Raw genomic sequence first — 18257 nt, forward strand, 5'->3', positions numbered from 1 at the left:
ATCGGGGGGCAAACGCTCCACCTTTGCGACCCCGACCTTTCGGGAGCACTCGCCAAGCCTGCGAAGCGTTGCGACCTGACGAGTTAATAAACTATACCGTATATTTTCTTTTTCTTGCCTTTCTTCACCCGTCGTGTCAAGTCGGAAAGCAATGCGCACAGACTCGTGAATTCGGAGGTCCAAAATGAAGAAGACGAAGCGTGGCAGACCGCCCAAGGATCTTGCCGGCGACGCGCAGGCGCGAATCCTCGACGCTGCCCAGCAGCTGTTTCTGGAGAAGGGGTACCGCAGCGCCAGCATCGACGACATTTCCGAGCTCGCTCCTGCGAGCAAGCCAACGATCTACGCCCATTTCCCCGGCAAGGACGCGCTGTTCGCGGCGGTGGTTGCCCGCACCATCGACGGCTTGACGGACTTCGAGGGCTTCTCGCCCGAGGGCCGCACCATCGAGGACAAGTTGATGAGCCTGGGGACAGCCATCGTCGAAAGAGTGGTCGAAGAATCGCTCGGCATGGTGCGCGTGACGATCGCGGAATCGCAGCGGTTCCCCGAACTGAGCCGCAACGTTCACGACGCTGCGCGCGATCGCTCCCTGGCCGCGGTGTCCCAGCTGCTGGACGACGCCACGCAGAAGCTCGCTCGCACCCCGAAGAGCCCTTTCAGCGCCAAGCGAAGCCGTGCTACCGCGCAGATCTTTCTCGACCTGATTCTGCTACCGATGCTGTTTCGTTCACTCGTCGGTGAAACTCAGAAGGACCTGAAGAAGGAACTTCCGGGATTCGTGCGCGAGCGCGTCGGCTTTTTCCTGGCAGCCTGCGAGACGGACTGGTCGTACTAGCTGTCTTTTTTGAACGGTTGGCTTGGAAGCATTCGCATTCTTGTTGTGTCCCATCTCGCCATAGAGATGAATGGCGGTCTGCAAGATCCTTCGGGGGGCGCTGCTCGTTCGATCTTCAATCTGCCTGCGCATAACGTCTCTCACTGCGCCGGAAGGTTCATCAGCTCGCGGCGACAGGCCTCCCCGAAATCGCGCAAGGGATCCATTTCCTCGATGAATCTGGGGAGATCGACGAATGTGCGATTTGGCGAAAGATACGTTTCGATGATCAGGTGCCCGGCTCTCTCGGCGGCCTGAACGACCTCGTTGCTCGACAAGATCCGCATGCGCCCGACCAGTGTATAGAGGCTGACCAGTTGCGGGATTTCGGCCTGATCATTGACCAGGGCCTCGGCATAGAGCCGTGATGCCTCCTCGATGAAGCTATGGTACAATTGTTCGCGCTTCGAGAAGGAGCGGGCATGATGAAGCTCGCGACGCCTTCGGCGTCCGCTAAACCATCCACTGACGATGGTCGAGAGCGCGCCGAACGCAGAGCCGCCGAAGGCAGCCAGGGCCGGTATGTACACCGTGCTCATAAGATCGCTCCTGTATCCCGTTGCAGTGCGGATGTGGTCCAAGGCAGCCCAGGTCACATCACGCCGCAACGTCGGTGGTTATCTGCCCCTGACTGATCCGGTGGACGCCTGCTCGAACACCGCTTTACAGGCTTCGCTCAGATCCGATTTCCTGAGCCGCAGACAGGCTTCGACTCCGGATGGATCGGGAATGTAGGCACTGCACAGGCGAAAGGCGTCTGGCGTGCAAGCCGCCCGCTGCTCCGGTGTGCCGCGGTTCTCCTGGGCAAAAGCTGCTGCGCTGCCAAGCGCGACTACGGCCGCTACGAACAACGCCGGCATCAATCTCGTCATGTCAGATCCCTTCTCTGCTCAAGGCTTCTGGTTGAACCTGGCGGAGCTTCGCCGCCCTGATCCTGCACACGCGCTTGTGACGCACTCGTCTTGACTTCGGCCGCAGCGCATGATTTATATGACCTATACGGTGTATTTTATTAAGGAGACGCGGAATGTCAACACTGCTGTTTGCGTTGATGCGCGAAAATCCGTTGCCCGGCCTCGCCGCCGCATCGCTGAACGTCATTGTCGCCTTGTTCCTCGTGGCCCTGAGCCTGCTGCTTGGCGTCGCGATCGCGATGATCGCGTGGGCTCATACGCTCGCCACACGCCAACCCAGCACCGTCCGGCTGGAGCGGAGGACGGTCGCATGACACCGGCCCTGCTGATCGCCCGCGACTGCATCATCTACTGGGTCAACGTCTGGATCGCGCCGGTCGAATGCGTGTTCGACGTGATCGAGTCCGAACTCGCGCGCAGACGCATTGCGCCTGATGAAATCAACCGCCTCACGCACACGGCGTGAGGAAAGACTTGGGAACCGAGATGCTGAACTTCATCGAAGTCTTTGACGGAATGGAAGTGGACCCGACCAGCGGCGAGGTCGTGTGGACTGGTGTGACCGGAACACGGTCAGCGCTCCAGCGTGACGGGCTCATGATCGATCCGAAGGCCGCAGCCTATTGTCCAACCGAATGGCTCGACGAGCGCGGTTATCTCGACGCCGAACGTGCGCGCCGGCATCCGCGCCCGTGGAGTATCTGACGATGCGACAGAGTGATGCCGTTGTCGGGAGCCGCGTGCCGTGAGCCGACGATCCGTCATGTCAATGCGCACGAGCCGATCGACCGACACCGCCCTTCCCTTGCGCGGCTATTTTCTGTCGGTCGGCGCCGCCCTGCTCTGCTTGCTTTGGGCAACCGGTTGGGTGCTCCCGGCCCAACTGCCAAGCCGCTTCGCGGAGCCGGATCCTGCGCGGCCTCCGATCCGCATTCACTCCGACGTGAAGGCACCGGAGCGCGTCGTGATCGATACCAATCAGTCGCTGCCCACGCCCTCCGACAAGGAGATCGTCGTCGCTCACACGCCCGTCGCAGGCGATTGACCAACCACACCGAGATTGATCCGATGTCGAAGCAGCATTTGTTTGCCCTGATCATGTGGTCCGCCACGCTCGCCGCGACCGGCGCCGTCGCTGACGTACAAAAATCTGCAGATGCAGACAGCCGAAGCGCGAGCGCGCAAAGCCAGGTCGAAGAGGCCGCTATCCAACGCGTGCTTTCGGAATTTCGCACCATACGCGTCCCGCTCAGCCGGGCGATGGCGATCGCGGAGCGCCTGCATGACGGTTCGAAGACCGCCGACATCAGCTTCGAGATCGACGGCCCGCCCGTCTACCGCGTTCGCACGATCCGGAATGAGCACGTGTGGGAGAACGCCATCGACGCAAATACCGGAAGCATCACCGGCAAGGAGATGACGTCGTCGCTGAAGGAGCTCGATCGGGAAGACCTCGCCAACATCGTCGCCTTGAAATGGATCAAGCCGGAATTGTCGGATGCCGTGCAGGTCGCCGAGAAAGCGGCGGCCGGCAGCGCGCTGGCCGGTGGACTGATCCGACAGGACGGCAAACTCAACTTCGTGATCGTCGTCGCCTCCGGGGACCATTTGAAGGAGGTGCTGCTCGAGCCTCCCAAGGTCGGAAAGCAAGACACGAGCCGCCATTAACACGAGCATGTTCATCAGCACTCAAAGAGCACACACGCCATGAACTTCCAGCCTCGATCACAGCTCTCATCCGCACAACGGCAGCTTCCGTTCGACTGCATCGCGCTGCTGTTGCAAGGCGGCGGTGCGCTTGGCGCGTACCAGGCGGGCGTGTACGAAGCCTTGGCCGAAGCCAGCATTCATCCCGACTGGGTTGCTGGCATCTCGATCGGAGCCATCAATGCCGCCATCATCGCTGGCAATCCGCCCGAGTCCCGTGTCAACCGCCTGCGCGATTTCTGGACCCAGGTGACCTCGACGGCCCCCTGGGATTGGTCCGGCAATCCTTTCCTGGATTGGGCGCGGAGCGACAATACGCGCAACCTCATCAACCAGATGAGCGCAGGTCTGGCGGCCACGTGTGGCGCCACCGGATTCTTCTCCGCCCGTCCCGTCCTGCCCTGGCTGCAGCCCGGCGGAGCCAGCGATGCGACCAGCATCTATGACACACGCGCGCTCAAGACCACGCTGGAGCGCTTGGTCGATTTCGATCGTATCAATGCCGGGATGACGCGCTTCAGCGCCGGCGCGGTCAACGTCCGAACCGGCAATTTCGTCTATTTCGACAACACGACCCATACGATCCGGCCGGAGCACATCATGGCGAGCGGCGCGCTGCCGCCGGGCTTTCCGGCGGTGGAGATCGAGGGCGAGCACTATTGGGATGGCGGTCTCGTCTCCAACACGCCGCTGCAGTGGGTGATCGAATCTGATGCCCCGCAGGACATGCTCGCATTCCAGGTCGACCTCTGGAGCGCGCGCGGTCAACTTCCCCGCAACATGGCTGAGGTCGTCACGCGGCACAAGGAAATCCAGTATTCGAGCCGCACGCGCGCCAGCACCGACCAGTTCAAGCACGTGCAGCGCCTGCGGCGCGCACTCACCGATCTATTGGGGAGGCTGCCCGACGATCTCAGTCAGCATGAAACCGTGAAACTGCTCAGCACGGCGGTCTCGCGTAACGTCTATAACATCGTCCACTTGATCTATCGCGCGCGCAATCACGAGGGGCATTCCAAGGACTACGAGTTCTCGCGGCTGTCCATGCAGGACCATTGGCTTGCCGGCTATCACGACGCATTGCGCACCTTGCGCCATCCCGAGGTGCTCGCTCGGCCTTCGAGTCCTGACGGGGTCTTCACCTTCGATCTCGAACACGACGGCCGCGAGTAACCGAACCTCATCGCCTGGAGATAACGCAAATGCGCGAGACTGATGTGAAACAACGGGCCTTCGCCATGCCACTGACCAACCCGGCCTATTCGCCCGGGCCCTACCGGTTCGTCGATCGCGAGTACCTGATCATCACCTATCATACTGATCCGACAAAGCTCCGGGCCGTGGTTCCGGGTCCACTCGAGGTCGACGAGCGAGAAGCTCTCGTCAAATACGAGTTCATCCGCATGCCCGATTCCAACGGCTTTGGCGACTACACGGAAAGCGGACAGGTCATCCCCGTCTCCTTCCGCGGGCGCAAGGGCAGCTACACCCATTGCATGTTCCTCAACGACGAAGGACCCATTGCGGGCGGGCGCGAGCTATGGGGCTTCCCGAAAAAGCTCGCACAGCCGACGTTGCGGACCGAGATCGACACCCTGATCGGCACGCTGGATTACGGCCCGCTCCGTGTCGCCACGGGGACGATGGGCTACAAGCACCGCGAAGCCGACCTGGCGAAGGTCAAGGCCACGCTTAGCGAGCCGAACTTCCTGCTCAAGATCATCCCGCACGTCGACGGCAGCCCACGCATCTGCGAGCTCGTTCAATATCATCTCGAGGACATCGTGCTGAAAGGTGCATGGACCGGACCGGCGGCCCTGGCCCTTACCCCACACGCCTTGGCGCCTGTCGCCGAACTGCCGGTCCTGGAGATCGTCTCAGCCGTCCACATCCGCGCCGACCTCACGCTCGGCCTCGGCAAGGTGGTGCACGACTATCTGCAACAGCCGGCGCGCGACGCTATTCAAGCACGTGGCAAAGCTCTGGTCTTTTAGCTTCAGCAGATGAAATCCGATGCATCAGAGGCGGAAGCACGCCTGCAGAATCTGAAGCAAGCTGGCAGCGAGTCATGGTCCGTCCTAAGCGCAGCGCTCGCGGAATCCCGCAAGTCGTTCGATCAAGCCAATCAGGCAGCCTGGAATGCGCTGAAGGGCTCCGGTTCGAAGACACGTCGTCTGCGAGGATTCGCGGCGATCGCGCTACGTCTCCGCAGCCGTTGGCACCGCTACGACGCCAGGAAAGCATCGATGCGCCCGCACGCGTCACCCTCCTCCGAGACGTCGGCAGCAATCCGCTCATAGAGACCGGCCGCACCCTTGTAGATCAGCGCTTCCGGGAACTCCCCGCCGATGAACTCGGAGATCGCGTGCATCTCCTCGACCCAGCGATAGGCTTTCGGGTACATGTCCGGCAGCGTCTTGGCGAAGCGGGCCAACAGTTGCGGCTGGCTCGCCGCCAGTTCCGCCTTCAGCGCAGAGCTTGCTCCCGCGCGTTCGGCAGCCAGCACCATCGCGGTCGCGATCGCCACCAGCCCCTTGGTAATGCCCGCGTAGGACAGCTTCAATGCCGAGGCCGCACCAATTGGACCGTCGACGATGCGGACGTCGAGACCATACTTCGTCAACTCCTTGAGTTCCGGCGCCGCATCGCCCGAAAAATAAAAGGCGGGTCCCGGATCATCGCCTTTCGGCGGAAAGCCGATGATTGCGCCGTCAACGAGGCGCGCGCCAGCGCGCCGGAACAGACGGTCGATGCCTGTCATCGTCGAGACGCCGACGGCGTTGCAATCGACGAAGAGCGGCGCATGAACGGCGCGCCCAAGTCTCACGGCGAAGCGCTGGGCAAGCGCATTCGCCTCGCTTGGCGGCACGATCGAGAAGATCACGCCGGCTTCGTCCACCAGGCGCTGATCCTCGGCATGCTGCATGCCCGCCGCCTCCGCCCGTGCCCTGCTCTTGGAGCCGCGGCCCTCGAGGGACGTGAGGACCTTCACGCCCTGCCGGTTCAGGCGTGCCGCGATGGCGCTTCCCATTGCACCAGGTGCGATGATCGCAATTGTCGGTGTCATGCGTGCTCTCCCTTCGTGACTGGACTCAGCGCCAGGCGATCGCCTGGACGACAATGGAAATGCTGACGGCCGACAGCGTCGTCGCCAGCGCGAACGAGCGCGCGGCGTCCTCGGCATGGCGACCAAAATGCGACGCCAGGACATAGACGTTGATGCCGGGTGGCAGCGCCGCGGTCATCGTTGCGATCAGGATCTGCTCCTTGGGCAAACCCATCGCATGCGCAATCGACCAGATCAGCAGCGGGTGAATGACGAGCTTGAGCACGACCGCCGCGACTGGCGCCGCGAAATTGGTCGGCAGCGGCACGCGCGCCACGGTCGCCCCCAGTGCAATCAACGACAATGCCGGCGCCGCGGCCGCCAGCATGCCGATGACGTGATCGATCGGCTCCGGAACAGCGAGCCCGGTGCGGCGCCAGACGAGGCCGGCGGCCAGAGCGACTGTCATCGGGTTGCTGATTGCGGACATCAGCGCTTTCGAGCCTCCCCTTGCGCTGTTGCCGAATGCCAGCAACAGCGTAGCGAGCGGAATCAGGACGAGCGTGTGAATGGCGATGATCTGGCTCAGCAGTGCGACGCCCTGGTTCCCGAGCAAAGCCTGGGCAATCGGAACACCGATCAGCGAGGAGTTCGAATAGATCACGCCCATCCCGAACACGACGCATTCGGCCAGACTCAAGCCGAGCGCAAGACGCCCGTAAATGAAGGCGATGACGAGCAGTGCCGCACAGCCGAGCAGATAGATCAACGCTATCTCGCCGTCGCCAGCCGCCGGCGCGCCTCCCGCGAGCGATCGAAAGAGGAGCGCCGGAATTGCGAAGCAGGCAACCAGCTTGAGAAGCCCGCCATTGGCCTCTGCCGTGAGCAGCCCGCTCCGGGCGGCGGCAAAGCCCAGAGCGAGCATCGCGAAAATCGGCACGAGGACGGTCAAGGTCATCATGACTCTCAACGGATTTGCACTGTCGGAATCGCGCCGGCCCGGCCCGGCGCAATGCTGATCATGCGGCTGCGCGCATCAACGGAGCCCGCCGCTCGGTGATATCGGAGGGATCGGTCTGCACCGTGACGCCGTGACGATCCAGCATGTCGGCAGCCACGGTGCACAGCTCGACATTGGTGGTCGGCCTGATCTTGCCGTCGTGGCCGAGCAGGAACGGTGTGTCTTCCATGCCGACGCGCACGACATCCACCTCGCTGTCATCCTGCGCGGCATAGCCGATCACCCTGCGCATGGCGTCGAGCGGATGGCCTGCCAACCGCCCCACGTCCATCACCCGAACCTCGCGCGCGGCATGATGCGGCAGGATCGCGGCTCCGACCGTGATCGAGACCTTTCGTTTGCGCACCCCTTCGGGGGTATCGCGCTCGAGCGATTTGGCCACGGAGACGACGGACCGGAATTGATCGTAGGTCTCCGGGAACGGCAGCTTCGGCGAGAAGCCGAACAGCAGGGTGACATTGAGCTGGTCGGCTCCGGCCAGCCTGATGTCATGCCGCGCGATCGCCATGCGCGACATCGCATAGCTGCGGATGGTCTGGACCCACTCGATCTCGTCGAGAAGATGCAGCCGCCGGCGTGCTGCCACCGCCTGTCCATAGGCGGTCAGCTGCACCGCGGGCGATGACCGGCCGTAATTGTTGCCGTTCGCCGTCGAGTTGGTGTTCATCTTCACCTCCTCCTGACGGGTCGATGGCTGATAACGCTCGACCTCGCGCAGGAATAAGTCGCTGTCGACAAGCTCGCGGGTCAGCGGACCGATGCGATCTTCGAGGTCGCAGACGATCTGCAGCTCGATGGCGGCCTGCATTGTGATGAAATGTGCGCCGCCCGCGCCGAGCGACAGGCCGGCGTGGCTGACCCGCTCCCACTCGCCATGCGCGCTGATCCGCTGGATCACCTCCCGGCCGTTCCGGCTGGCCCCGAAGCTTATCAACATGTCGGGCGACAGGCGCTGTACCAGCAGGCTGACCCTGCGATATATGTCGTTGTCCGTGGTCTGTTCGCGAGTCAACGGATTGCGGCCATGATAGTGATAATAGCGGCAGCCGAGATTGGTCAGCTCCTCCACCTCGCGCGCGATCTCCTCTTCGGTGACGGCGATGTCGACGCCGGTGCAGATGCGATCGAGCACGGCATCGCCGGACAGATGGTGATTCAGAGGCGTATATTTTGCACCGGTCGAGCAGCATCCAAGTATCAGGGTCTTCGGCATTCTCGTCCTCTTGCTTATTGGAAAGGGAATCTGATCGTTGCTTGGTCCGGCTTCAGGCAAAGGGGTGGCGTGTCCGGCGCAGGGATATGCGCCGGATGTGCATTCGATCGGTCTTTCGCGATGGGTTACTTCAGGCTTTCCAGGTAGCTCACGACGTCCTTGCTCTCCTCGGGCGTGGCGAGCCCCCCGAAAGGCATGCGATTGCCGGGAACGACATCCTGGGGATCGGACAGGTATCGCGCCAGCGTCTCCTCGCTCCACACGATCCCGCTACGCTGCATCGCGCGCGAGTAGCGGAAATTCTGCATCTGGCCGGCCTTGCGACCGACAACGCCATGCAGCGACGGGCCCTGTTCGGTGCCATCGCCGGTCGCGCCGTGGCAGGCCGCGCATTGTTCGAACAGCGCCTTGCCGGCGACGATATCGGCCACGGCGATCGGGGCGTTGGCAGTCGCTGCGAACAGCAGCGTGGCAAGACCCAGTCCAGGCATCCAGAGTATCGTCACAGCTGCACCATTGGCGAAGGGGATTTCAGATAGGTCTTGACCAGCGCATCCGCGCACCAATAGGCCGTGGCCGCCGCCGCTGCAGTCGGATTGTAGCCGGCGTTCTGCGGAAAGACCGATGATCCCAGCACGAACAGATTGTGCGCGTCCCAGCTCTGCAGATAGCGGTTCACCACACTGTCCGCGGGCGTGCGCCCCATGATCGTGCCGCCGGTGTTGTGGCTCGATTGGTAGGAGACGACGTTGAAATCGCCCTTGCGCGGCTGCGGCGCGACGATGGTCGCATTCATCGCGCGACCGATTTCCGCAGCCTTCCCGAGCAGATAATCGGCCATCGCGCGATCGTTCTGCGTGAAATTGAACGTCATCCGCAGCAGCGGCTGACCGAACATGTCGCGATAGGTCGGATCGAGATCGATCGAGTTGGCGCGCGATGCGTAGTTCATGCCCTCGCACAGCACCAACGCGGTCTTGCGGTACCATTTCGCGGTTTCCCGTTTCCAGGCCGCGCCCCATGCGGGCGTTCCGGGTGGAGTTGGGCGGAACGAAATCGGTCGGCCATTGGTGCTGTTCAACGAGATGTAACCGCCGCCGAGGAAGCCGAGATCGGCGTGATCGAAATTGTCGCCGTTGAAGTCGTCTACCACCATGCCGAGACCGCCGGCGCCCATGAACGGGTTCAGTTCCTCGTCCTTGAAGAACAGCTGCACCGTCGGCTGGATCTGGTAGCAGTAGTTCTTGCCGACGACGCCGGTGCCGGCGCGGGGATCGTAGGGCTGGCCGATCCCCGATAACAGCATCAGGCGGGTATTGCCGAACACCCAGGCCGAGAGAATGACGATCTCCGCCGGCAGATCGTAAGTCTCGCCGGACCTCAGGTCGATGTAGCGGACCCCCGTCGCGCGTCGGGTCTGCGCATCGTAAAGCACGCGCGTCGCGTAGGCATTGGTCACCTTGCGAAAGCCGGGCGCCTTGCCGAGCGCAGGCGCGAGCGTGCTCAGCGGCGTGGCCTTGGCGTTCGCTTCACATCCGAAGCGATCGCAATGGCCGCAGTACTGGCAGGCCCCGAGCTGGGCCCCTTCCGGATTGCGATAGGGTGCGCTGGAGTTGGAGGCCGGTGCCGGAAACGGATGCAAACCGAGCTCGGTCGCCGCGCGCCGGAACAGCTCGTTGGCATGAGACGATACCAGCGGCGCATTCGGATATTCGCCGCTGCGGGGCCCTTCGAAAGGATTGCCGCCCGCCTGAATCCTGCCCCCGATATTGCCGGCCTTGCCCGATACGCCGCAGAGGGCTTCGAACCGCGCATAATGCGGCTCCAGCTCATCATAGGTGACGCCCCAGTCCTGGATCGTCATGTCGTCGGGAATGCGCGCACGACCATAACGCTCGGTGAGATGCGTTCTGAGATTGTGGTCGGAGGGAAGGAAGCGGAATGTATTGCCGTTCCAGTGCGTGCCCATGCCGCCGACGCCGTCACCAGGCAGAAAGGCGCCGAACCGCCGAACCGGCCTCGCCTTGTCGTCGAGGCGGTGGCGGAGCGTGACCGTTTCCATCTTCGGGTCCTGCATCAGCTCCTGGCGAACCGAGTAGCGTAGCTCGTCGCGGATCGCCGGCAATGCGAAGTCAGCAGCGGGGTCACGATCCGGTCCCCGCTCCAGCGCCACCACGTCGAGGCCGGCGCGGGTGAGCTCGCGCGCCATGATCGCGCCCGTCCATCCGAGGCCGACAATCACGGCATCCGTCGCCTTCAAGACCTTTGCCATGACGCGCTCCTGTTCACCAATCGGTCAGAGGAAATCTGCAATCGATCGAGGTTCGGCCTCATAGCGCCGCCCCCGATGATTCTTGATTGCCTTTGCATAGGTCGCGGGCAGCCCTGGATAGCCGATCATCCGCCACGATGCCTTCCCGCGGTTGCCGCCATAGATCGGATCCGAGAAGAAGCCCTCCATCGAAAGTTGCAGCAGCGCGGCCAAGAATGCGCGCGCATCGATGCGCGGAAAAGCGACCTTGCCTGCTTCGACGTCCCGCAGCAGCGCCTCCAGCATCGGTGGCGACAGCTGGCTGACCCGGGCGCCGCACTGCGCGGCCGCCCACGCGTCGAGCTCGGCGATGCCGAGGCGGATGAAAGCCAGCGGCGCCAGCGGAGACTGCGATCCGAACTGCGGCTGTCCGTTGCTCGGCTGAAAAGGGCCCTCCTGATAGAGCCGCGCGCCCGCGCCGTAAGCGCCAGCGAGCTGCCGATCGATGAAGGCGACCACACCGCATTCGGAACCTGATGGCGACAGGTCGTCGGCTGGAATGAAGGCATCCACAACGGCCGCCAGAAACTCTGCTTCGCGCGGCGTCAGGGCGTAAAGAGGTTCGACGGTCGCATCAATAGTCGCGGCGGGATTGTCCTTCGTGACCACGTCCGCCGTGGGCGCGGCTGCGGCTCCGCCGGGGACAAGCGCGAGAACACCACCTGATGCGATGAAGCCACGTCGGTCGAGCATCGCGTCAGCCCCTTTGCTGCGATTGCGATGGTCGAATTATTGCGGCGCGAAATGATTTGTCCAATTCCGAAGACGAATTCGACCATGACAACTTCGCATCATGCCGATATCCGCTCATATCGGCGGCACGAGCCGGTGCAATCTGCCGTCATAACAAGCAGACGTTGAGACAAACGATGCAGCCGTAAGCCGTGGTCACCTGCCGACAACCACAAAGCGTTAACCAAGCATTCGATTGAAGGTACAGGAGCAGCCTCGCCGGCTTACTGACGAAGCGTCTGCACGTCCTCGGTGTGAATCGTCGTGGCGATGTCAGGAGGGAAAGCAGCGGGCCCCAGCAGAGCTCCCAGTCCTTCGGTCGTCAACCGGGACCAGAGCTCCTCGGCCTTCTTCGCCAGCCGCTGCGCAGGACGATAGAGCCGAACATCGAGATCGATGGCGAGTAGCGGATCGCCGGTTCGCACCAACTTGCCGCGAATGATGTCGTTATGCGTGGTCGTCAGCGGCAGCCACGCAACACCCAGGCCTGCAAGCGCCATGGTCCGCAGGCCATCGGCCAGAGAGTTGTCGTAGAGACTATGGAGCTGCACCAGATCGGGCCGGCGCGCGATGAGGTCTTCGACCGCCCAGCCGAGCGAGCATTCCCGGCTATAGGCGAGATAGGATGTTGAGAGCCGCGGGTTGAGGTCGAGCCGATGCAGCGGCTTGCCGTCGGCGGCGGGGGCCGAGAGCGGAATGAGCCGCTCCTTGCCGATCGAGATCGATGCGCAGCGCTCGATGGCCAATGGCCGGCCCGCACCGCGCAGAATCGCTCCTTCCGCATCGACAAGACAGACGACGAAATCGACCGCGCCATCTTCAAACAGGCTGGCGCAGCCCGGCAGATTGTCCGAGGTGACTGACAGTCGGGTGGAGCCGAGCTTCGCCTGGATGGCGAGCAGCCAGCGCGGAAAGAACGTGACCGACAGAATATGCGGGGCCGCGAAGCGGATGCTTCGCAGGCGTTCGTTCTGGTCCTCACGAATCGTGCGGCGAATGCCGTTCAGGCGACCGAGCGCCTCGTTGGCGACATCCACCAGCTTGTGACCGGCCTCGGTGAGTTCGAGCGGTGAGTGGCGGCGGTCGATCAGGGGCGCGCCGGCCCAATTCTCCAGCGACTGGATGCGGCGGCTCAGGCCGGACTGAGTGACGTTGCGCAATTCGGCGGCCTTGGTGATGTTGCGCGTCTCGGCGACGACGATGAAGTCTTCAAGCCAGCGTATGTCGAGCATCGCACCACTCATGCCAAGGCGGCCCTGACCGCCTTGGCATGATGATGACACGTCACACTCGCGGCGCATCATGCGAATTTCGCATCGCAGACCGAGCGATCGGCATTGGCCGAGCCGCTTTGCCACGGTTAATCTTCCTTGATCCCGGCGCTGTCGATTTCGGCCGAGCCGGGTGTTGACCTCATCTGGGACATCTCTTGGGACTCCCCGATCGCCCGCCGGCTGTGCTGCCGCCGCGGCGAGCGGTGACGTACGGCCATCATTCTTGAGGAGACCTCCATGCAAGGGCGAAGCTTTTGGTGTTACTCGATTGCCGGCCTGTGGGGCGCGATCGCCCTGGCGGCCCAGGCCCACGCGGCCGGTCCTGGCGACAGTCCGATCCTGAAACGGATCGCCGCGCGCAATGCGATTACCATCGGGCATCGCGAAGCGTCCGCCCCCTACTCGTTCATCGACCGTGACCAGAAAGTCGAAGGCTATTCCATCGACCTCTGCATGAAGGTCGTCGAGGCCGTGAAGGCCCGGCTCGAGATGCCGAGCCTCGAGGTCAAATATGTGCCGATCAACACCACGAACCGCATTGCGCTGGTCGCCAACGGCACCATCGACCTGGAATGCGGGACGACCACCAACACCCTGTCGCGGCAGGAGCAGGTGGAATTCTCGCCGATCTTCTACATCACGGGCACGCAGGTCCTGGTCAAGACCGACAACGGCGCCAGGGAGGTCGAAGATCTCAAGGGCAAGCGGGTTGCCGTGCTTCAGGGATCGAGCAACGAGCAGTCCCTGCGGATGCTGAACGATACCGAGAAGCTCGGCATCGAGCTCGTCTATGCCAAGGATCTCGGCGAAGGCGCGCTGCTCGTGGCCAGCGGCCGGGTGGACGGCTTTGCGGCCGATGGCGGTCAGATCAAGGTCTACGCCGCGACCAAGGCGCAGCCGAAGGGAGCGCTCAAGGTGATCGGGCGCCTGCTCACTTACGATCCCTATTCGGCCATGATGCAGCGCGGGGACCTGGAATTCGCCCTGCTCGTGAAGCGCGCCTTCGCCGATACGTTCCGCTCGCCCGAGGCCGAGAAGCTCTACGCGAAATGGTTCGGCCCGCTCGGAATCGAGATCGAGCCCGAGCTCAAGACGGCCTTCGCGATCCAGGCTCTGCCGCAATGACCTATCGCTGGGACTGGAGCGTGCTGGTCTCGGAGCCCTATCTCGGCTGGCTGCTGGCAGGGCTGGGATGGACCCTGCTGGTTGCGGGCGCGGCCTGGGTGCTGGCCCTCGCCGTCGGGGTGACGGTCGGTATGCTCCGGACTTTGCCCAACCGTGCTGCGCGAACGTTCGGCACGGCCTATGTCGAAACCTTCCGCAACATCCCGCTGCTGCTGCAATTGTTCGTCTCGTATTTCGTGCTCCCGGAACTGCTGCCGGCTCCGATCGGCAACTGGATCAAGCGCGACCTGCCGCTGCCGGAATACTGGACCGCCGTCATCGGCCTCGGCCTGTTCACGGCGGCGCGCGTTGCCGAGCAGACTCGCGCCGGCATCCAGGCGATCGGGCCCGGCCAGGCGATGGCCGCGGCGGCCAGCGGCCTGACCCTTGCGCAGAGCTATCGTTACATCCTGCTGCCGATCGCTGCGCGGAACGTCCTGCCGCCGCTGACGTCCGAATTTCTCAACGTGGTCAAGAATTCCTCGCTCGCGCTGACGATCGGCCTGCTCGAGCTCACCGGTCAGAGCCGCCAGATCGAAAGCGCGACGTTTCATGGCATCGAGGCGTTCACCGCCGCGACGCTGACCTATGTCGTCCTGACGACGGTGGTGATCGTCGCGCTGCGTGCCGTCGAGCGGCTGGTTGCGATTCCCGGTTTGATGGCGCGGGCCTGATCCATGAGCGATTTCGATCCCGATCTCCTCAAGGCCGTGGCGCCGTTTCTCTGGGACGGCCTGCTGACGAGCTTCGGCCTGTTGCTGTTGGCGATGGCCGGCGGCGGGCTGCTCGGCACCCTCCTCGCCGTGATGCGCATCGCCGGGCCACGACCGATCGCCGCCCTGGCGGCCGGCTATGTCAACGGGCTGCGCTCCGTGCCCCTGATCATGGTGATCTTCTGGTTCTATCTCCTGGTGCCGCTGGTGATCGGCCGTCCGATCGGCGCGTTCACATCGGCGCTGGTCGCTTTCGTCATTTTCGAGGCCGCCTATTATGCCGAGATCATACGCGCCGGCATCCAGAGCGTACCGAAGCAGCAGCTCGCGGCCGCCCTCGCATCCGGGCTGGGCCCGCTGCAAGCCTATCGCTTCGTGATCCTGCCGCAGGCGGTCCGGAAGATGCTGCCGATCCTGTTGTCGCAGAGCATCGCGTTGTTTCAGGACACCTCGCTCGTCTATGTCGTCGGCCTGCACGACTTCATGACGGCGGTCTCCGTGACGGCGAACCGGGAAGGACATCTGGTCGAGTTCTATCTGTTCGCCGTCGTCATCTACTTCACGCTCTGCTTCGCCGCCTCCCAATCGATCCAGCTCCTCAACAGGCAGTCGGTAAGTCCATGACCATCTCCGCCGTCCGTAAGGCGTCCCCGATCGTACCCGCATCCGTCGAGCAGCCCGCAACCATCGAGATTACGCGGATTTCGAAGAGCTATGGAGCGCTGGAAGTCCTGAACGACTGCTCCATGAGCATTCGGAAAGGCGAAGCCGTCGTCGTCTGCGGACCGTCGGGGTCGGGCAAGTCAACCCTGCTGAAATGCGTCAACGGTCTCGAGACCTTCCAGAGCGGGTCGATCGTGGTCGATGGCGTGTCCGTCGGCGACCGCAACATGGACCTCACCCGGCTCCGAAGCCGGATCGGCATGGTCTTCCAGCACTTCGAGCTCTATCCGCATTTGTCGGTGCTCGAGAACATCACGCTGGCTCAGGTCAAGGTGCTGCGCCGGTCGAAGGCCGAGGCCAGTGAAAAGGGCATGACGCTGCTTCGCCGTGTCGGCCTGGACGACAAGGCCGGTTGCCATCCGGCCCAGCTCTCGGGCGGCCAGCAGCAGCGGGTCGCCATCGCGCGCGCACTGGCTATGGATCCGATCGCGATGTTGTTCGACGAACCGACATCGGCGCTCGACCCCGAAATGATCAAGGATGTGCTCGACGTCATGACCGAGCTCGCGCGCGACGGCATGACCATGATGGTCGTGACCCACGAGATGGGGTTTGCGCGCCATGTTGCCGATCGTGTCGTGTTCATGGACGGCGGACGCATCCTTGAGGATGCTCCGAGCTCCGTCTTCTTCGCACAGCCTTCGACCGAGCGCGCACGCATTTTCCTGTCCAAGATATTGCGCCAATGAGATTCCCATCATGATCCGGAGACGCACGCGGCGGTTTTCCCTCGCAACAGGCGCTACAGGCGTCTGCGCGGAGACCATGCTCGAACAATGATCCGGAGCCGATGACGATTTCGATCTCATCACTCCGGCGGCGGTCGCAAATGACTCGCCGGAACGACACCAAGGAGAGAAATGACCATGCGCATCGCCCCTTCCCGCGACCATTTCGACGCAGCCGCGTTTCGCGCCGACACGCCCGGCACTGCAACGGTTGTTCATCTGAACGCGGCCGGCGCCGGACTGCCACCGCGCATCGTGACCGAGACGGTCATGCGTCACCTCGCCGAGGAAGCCGGCGTCGGCCCGCACTGGGCAGCCGCGCGGGCACGGGATGACCTCCATGGCGTCCGTGCCGCCGCCGCCGAACTCCTGCAATGCCGCCCGCACAATGTTGCATTCGGCGGCAGCGCCGGCACGATGTGGGCCATGGCGTTCCTGGCCATGCCGGTGAAGCGGCGTTCGCGCGTCCTGGTCGCACGGTCGGAATGGGCCGGCAATGTCCTCAACCTGATGAAGCGGCGTCTGGTCGACGCCATCACGATCGACATCATGCCGGTCGACGAGCGGACCGGCCGCATTGACGTGAAGCGTGTTGCCGATCTGATCGATGAGCGGACAGTCGCGATCTGCCTTCCGGTGGCGGCGAGCGGATTTGGCGTGAGGCAACCCGTGGAGCTCCTCGCCGCGCTGCCGCGGCCGGAGGGATGCCTAGTCCTTGTCGACGGCGCCCAGGCAGTTGGACAATTTCCCGTCGGGATGGCGAATACGGGCGCCGACCTGCTGGTCGCGCCAAGCCGCAAATGGCTGCGCGGTCCTCGCGGCGAGGCCATCATGGCGCTCTCGGATCGTGCCCTGGAGCGGCTCGGCGATCCTCCCGTTTTGAGCCAGGTCGGTTCGAGCTGGACAGCGATCGACAGCTACGCCACGCGCGCCGATGCGCGACGCTTCGAAACCTACGAATTTTCGGTCGCCGGCAGGCTCGGGCTGGGTGCGGCCATCACGCACATGCTGCAGCACGGGATCGAGAATATTCGTGACCTGATCCGCGCGCGCCTCGTCCGTATCCATGCGGGGCTGACGGCCATTCCGGGCGTGACCGTGTTCGAAGACGACGCGGCCGAGTCCGCGTTCCTTACATTCACGACCGACGCTCTCGCGCCGGCCGAGCTGAACGATTATCTCGCCGAAGCTAACATCGCCGCGGCGGTGGTCGATCGCGACTATGCGCGGGCGGATCTCGAGGCACGAGGCCTCGAGGCCGTCAATCGCGTCGCACCTCACGCCTACACCAGCGAGGAGGATATCGACCGCTTTCTCGATGCCATCTCCGTTGCTTCGCGTCGGACATGCTGGCGTAATGCAAGTTGACGTGAGGTCGTGTCCCCAAGGTGTGGTGTCGCTGGCAGCGGGTCACCGCGCTCGCCGACCAATTCCGACCTCTCTTGACGGCGGATTGAGAATGACCTGCTTGAGATCATAGCCGGACAACAGAATAAAATGGGCATTCGTCGCACGATCATAGTGATTGCACTGCCTGATCCGAACCCGCGCTACTCGGACTTTACCGGTTCAACTGCGACTACGAGGCCATCGATCGATAGGTTCAAATCGGGAAGCGCAACCACCGATACCGACATTCCGTTCAGGTGGCGACCGACCGAGGGCGTTCCCTGCGTCCCGAACGTAGTGAACATTGTCTCTAAGTTGTTGATTTTTCTTGCTGTGGCGGCCACTTCCGTCCCGCTTTGTTCACGGTCATTTCACCCAATTCGTTGCGATTTCGTTGCGCGTTCTCAGGCATGGTCGGTTGACCGAATAGTCCGTTAGGTTCGCG

General features: G+C 63.1%; 22 protein-coding genes. 13 read left to right on the forward strand and 9 right to left on the reverse strand.

The genetic code is table 11. The features are described from left to right. The first annotated feature begins 184 nt into the window (after window positions 1-184). A complete protein-coding gene (locus QA640_RS35075; protein WP_283037362.1) occupies window positions 185-838 on the forward strand; it encodes a TetR/AcrR family transcriptional regulator in 654 nt (217 codons plus the stop codon). A 140-nt stretch (window positions 839-978) separates the two neighbouring features. On the opposite strand, the gene QA640_RS35080 is transcribed toward QA640_RS35075, so the two are convergent. Beyond that, window positions 979-1473: a hypothetical protein gene (locus QA640_RS35080; protein WP_283037363.1), complete on the reverse strand. Its 495-nt coding sequence runs from the start codon at window positions 1471-1473 to the stop codon at window positions 979-981. Window positions 1474-1494: 21 nt separating this feature from the next. After that, on the reverse strand, window positions 1495-1749 hold the full coding sequence (locus tag QA640_RS35085; RefSeq protein ID WP_283037364.1) for a hypothetical protein: 255 nt from the start codon (window positions 1747-1749) through the stop codon (window positions 1495-1497). A gap of 155 nt (window positions 1750-1904) precedes the next feature. Between QA640_RS35085 and QA640_RS35090 the strand changes: the two genes are divergently transcribed. From QA640_RS35090 to QA640_RS35120, 7 genes are read left to right on the forward strand one after another with little or no spacing between them, the layout of a single operon-like run. Then, window positions 1905-2105 carry a hypothetical protein gene (locus QA640_RS35090; RefSeq protein WP_283037365.1) on the forward strand — a complete coding sequence of 67 codons (201 nt, stop codon included), beginning with the start codon at window positions 1905-1907 and terminating at the stop codon, window positions 2103-2105. Continuing rightward, window positions 2102-2257, forward strand: a complete 156-nt coding sequence (locus tag QA640_RS35095) for a hypothetical protein (protein WP_283037366.1) — start codon at window positions 2102-2104, stop codon at window positions 2255-2257. The genes QA640_RS35090 and QA640_RS35095 overlap by 4 nt, the downstream gene beginning before the upstream one ends. Window positions 2258-2277: 20 nt before the next feature. Beyond that, window positions 2278-2496 (forward strand): hypothetical protein, encoded by a 219-nt coding sequence (locus QA640_RS35100; RefSeq protein ID WP_283037367.1) that lies wholly within the window; start codon window positions 2278-2280, stop codon window positions 2494-2496. A 58-nt stretch (window positions 2497-2554) separates the two neighbouring features. Continuing rightward, window positions 2555-2836 (forward strand): hypothetical protein, encoded by a 282-nt coding sequence (locus QA640_RS35105; protein WP_283037368.1) that lies wholly within the window; start codon window positions 2555-2557, stop codon window positions 2834-2836. A gap of 23 nt (window positions 2837-2859) precedes the next feature. Further along, the gene (locus QA640_RS35110) at window positions 2860-3459 is read left to right on the forward strand and encodes a PepSY domain-containing protein (protein ID WP_283037369.1); all 600 of its coding nucleotides are present in this window, start codon (window positions 2860-2862) and stop codon (window positions 3457-3459) included. Between the two features lie 39 nt (window positions 3460-3498). Then, window positions 3499-4671: a DUF3734 domain-containing protein gene (locus QA640_RS35115; RefSeq protein WP_283037370.1), complete on the forward strand. Its 1173-nt coding sequence runs from the start codon at window positions 3499-3501 to the stop codon at window positions 4669-4671. Between the two features lie 29 nt (window positions 4672-4700). Further along, on the forward strand, window positions 4701-5492 hold the full coding sequence (locus QA640_RS35120; protein WP_283037371.1) for an acetoacetate decarboxylase: 792 nt from the start codon (window positions 4701-4703) through the stop codon (window positions 5490-5492). Window positions 5493-5722: 230 nt separating this feature from the next. On the opposite strand, the gene QA640_RS35125 is transcribed toward QA640_RS35120, so the two are convergent. From QA640_RS35125 to QA640_RS35155, 7 genes are all read right to left on the reverse strand, one after another. Further along, complete coding sequence (locus QA640_RS35125; protein ID WP_283037372.1) at window positions 5723-6565, reverse strand: NAD(P)-dependent oxidoreductase; 843 nt, start codon at window positions 6563-6565, stop codon at window positions 5723-5725. Between the two features lie 25 nt (window positions 6566-6590). Next, window positions 6591-7502 (reverse strand): AEC family transporter, encoded by a 912-nt coding sequence (locus QA640_RS35130; protein ID WP_283037373.1) that lies wholly within the window; start codon window positions 7500-7502, stop codon window positions 6591-6593. Between the two features lie 61 nt (window positions 7503-7563). Next, window positions 7564-8778, reverse strand: coding sequence for a 3-keto-5-aminohexanoate cleavage protein (locus QA640_RS35135; RefSeq protein WP_283037374.1), 1215 nt, complete (start codon window positions 8776-8778; stop codon window positions 7564-7566). 125 nt (window positions 8779-8903) lie between these two features. After that, window positions 8904-9269, reverse strand: a complete 366-nt coding sequence (locus QA640_RS35140) for a c-type cytochrome (protein WP_283037375.1) — start codon at window positions 9267-9269, stop codon at window positions 8904-8906. Between the two features lie 11 nt (window positions 9270-9280). Next, window positions 9281-11050: a GMC family oxidoreductase gene (locus tag QA640_RS35145; RefSeq protein WP_283037376.1), complete on the reverse strand. Its 1770-nt coding sequence runs from the start codon at window positions 11048-11050 to the stop codon at window positions 9281-9283. 24 nt (window positions 11051-11074) lie between these two features. Next, the gene (locus QA640_RS35150) at window positions 11075-11782 is read right to left on the reverse strand and encodes a gluconate 2-dehydrogenase subunit 3 family protein (protein ID WP_283037377.1); all 708 of its coding nucleotides are present in this window, start codon (window positions 11780-11782) and stop codon (window positions 11075-11077) included. 263 nt (window positions 11783-12045) lie between these two features. After that, a complete protein-coding gene (locus tag QA640_RS35155; RefSeq protein WP_283037378.1) occupies window positions 12046-13053 on the reverse strand; it encodes a LysR family transcriptional regulator in 1008 nt (335 codons plus the stop codon). Between the two features lie 279 nt (window positions 13054-13332). Here QA640_RS35155 and QA640_RS35160 point away from each other — a divergent pair, with 279 nt between their 5' ends. The 5 genes from QA640_RS35160 to QA640_RS35180 all read left to right on the forward strand — a co-directional run bounded on the left by QA640_RS35160 (window position 13333) and on the right by QA640_RS35180 (window position 17791). Continuing rightward, window positions 13333-14220, forward strand: coding sequence for an amino acid ABC transporter substrate-binding protein (locus QA640_RS35160; protein ID WP_283037379.1), 888 nt, complete (start codon window positions 13333-13335; stop codon window positions 14218-14220). Then, window positions 14217-14933 (forward strand): amino acid ABC transporter permease, encoded by a 717-nt coding sequence (locus QA640_RS35165; protein ID WP_283037380.1) that lies wholly within the window; start codon window positions 14217-14219, stop codon window positions 14931-14933. Before QA640_RS35160 ends, QA640_RS35165 begins: the two co-directional genes overlap by 4 nt. A 3-nt stretch (window positions 14934-14936) precedes the next feature. Then, window positions 14937-15596, forward strand: a complete 660-nt coding sequence (locus QA640_RS35170; RefSeq protein WP_130362648.1) for an amino acid ABC transporter permease — start codon at window positions 14937-14939, stop codon at window positions 15594-15596. After that, entirely contained in the window at window positions 15593-16384 is a 792-nt protein-coding gene (locus tag QA640_RS35175) for an amino acid ABC transporter ATP-binding protein (RefSeq protein WP_283037381.1), read from the forward strand. Before QA640_RS35170 ends, QA640_RS35175 begins: the two co-directional genes overlap by 4 nt. 177 nt (window positions 16385-16561) lie before the next feature. After that, the gene (locus tag QA640_RS35180; RefSeq protein WP_283037382.1) at window positions 16562-17791 is read left to right on the forward strand and encodes an aminotransferase class V-fold PLP-dependent enzyme; all 1230 of its coding nucleotides are present in this window, start codon (window positions 16562-16564) and stop codon (window positions 17789-17791) included. Window positions 17792-18257 lie beyond the last annotated feature (466 nt).

Origin of the sequence: Bradyrhizobium sp. CB82, assembly GCF_029714405.1 — a bacterium.
Lineage (GTDB): Bacteria > Pseudomonadota > Alphaproteobacteria > Rhizobiales > Xanthobacteraceae > Bradyrhizobium.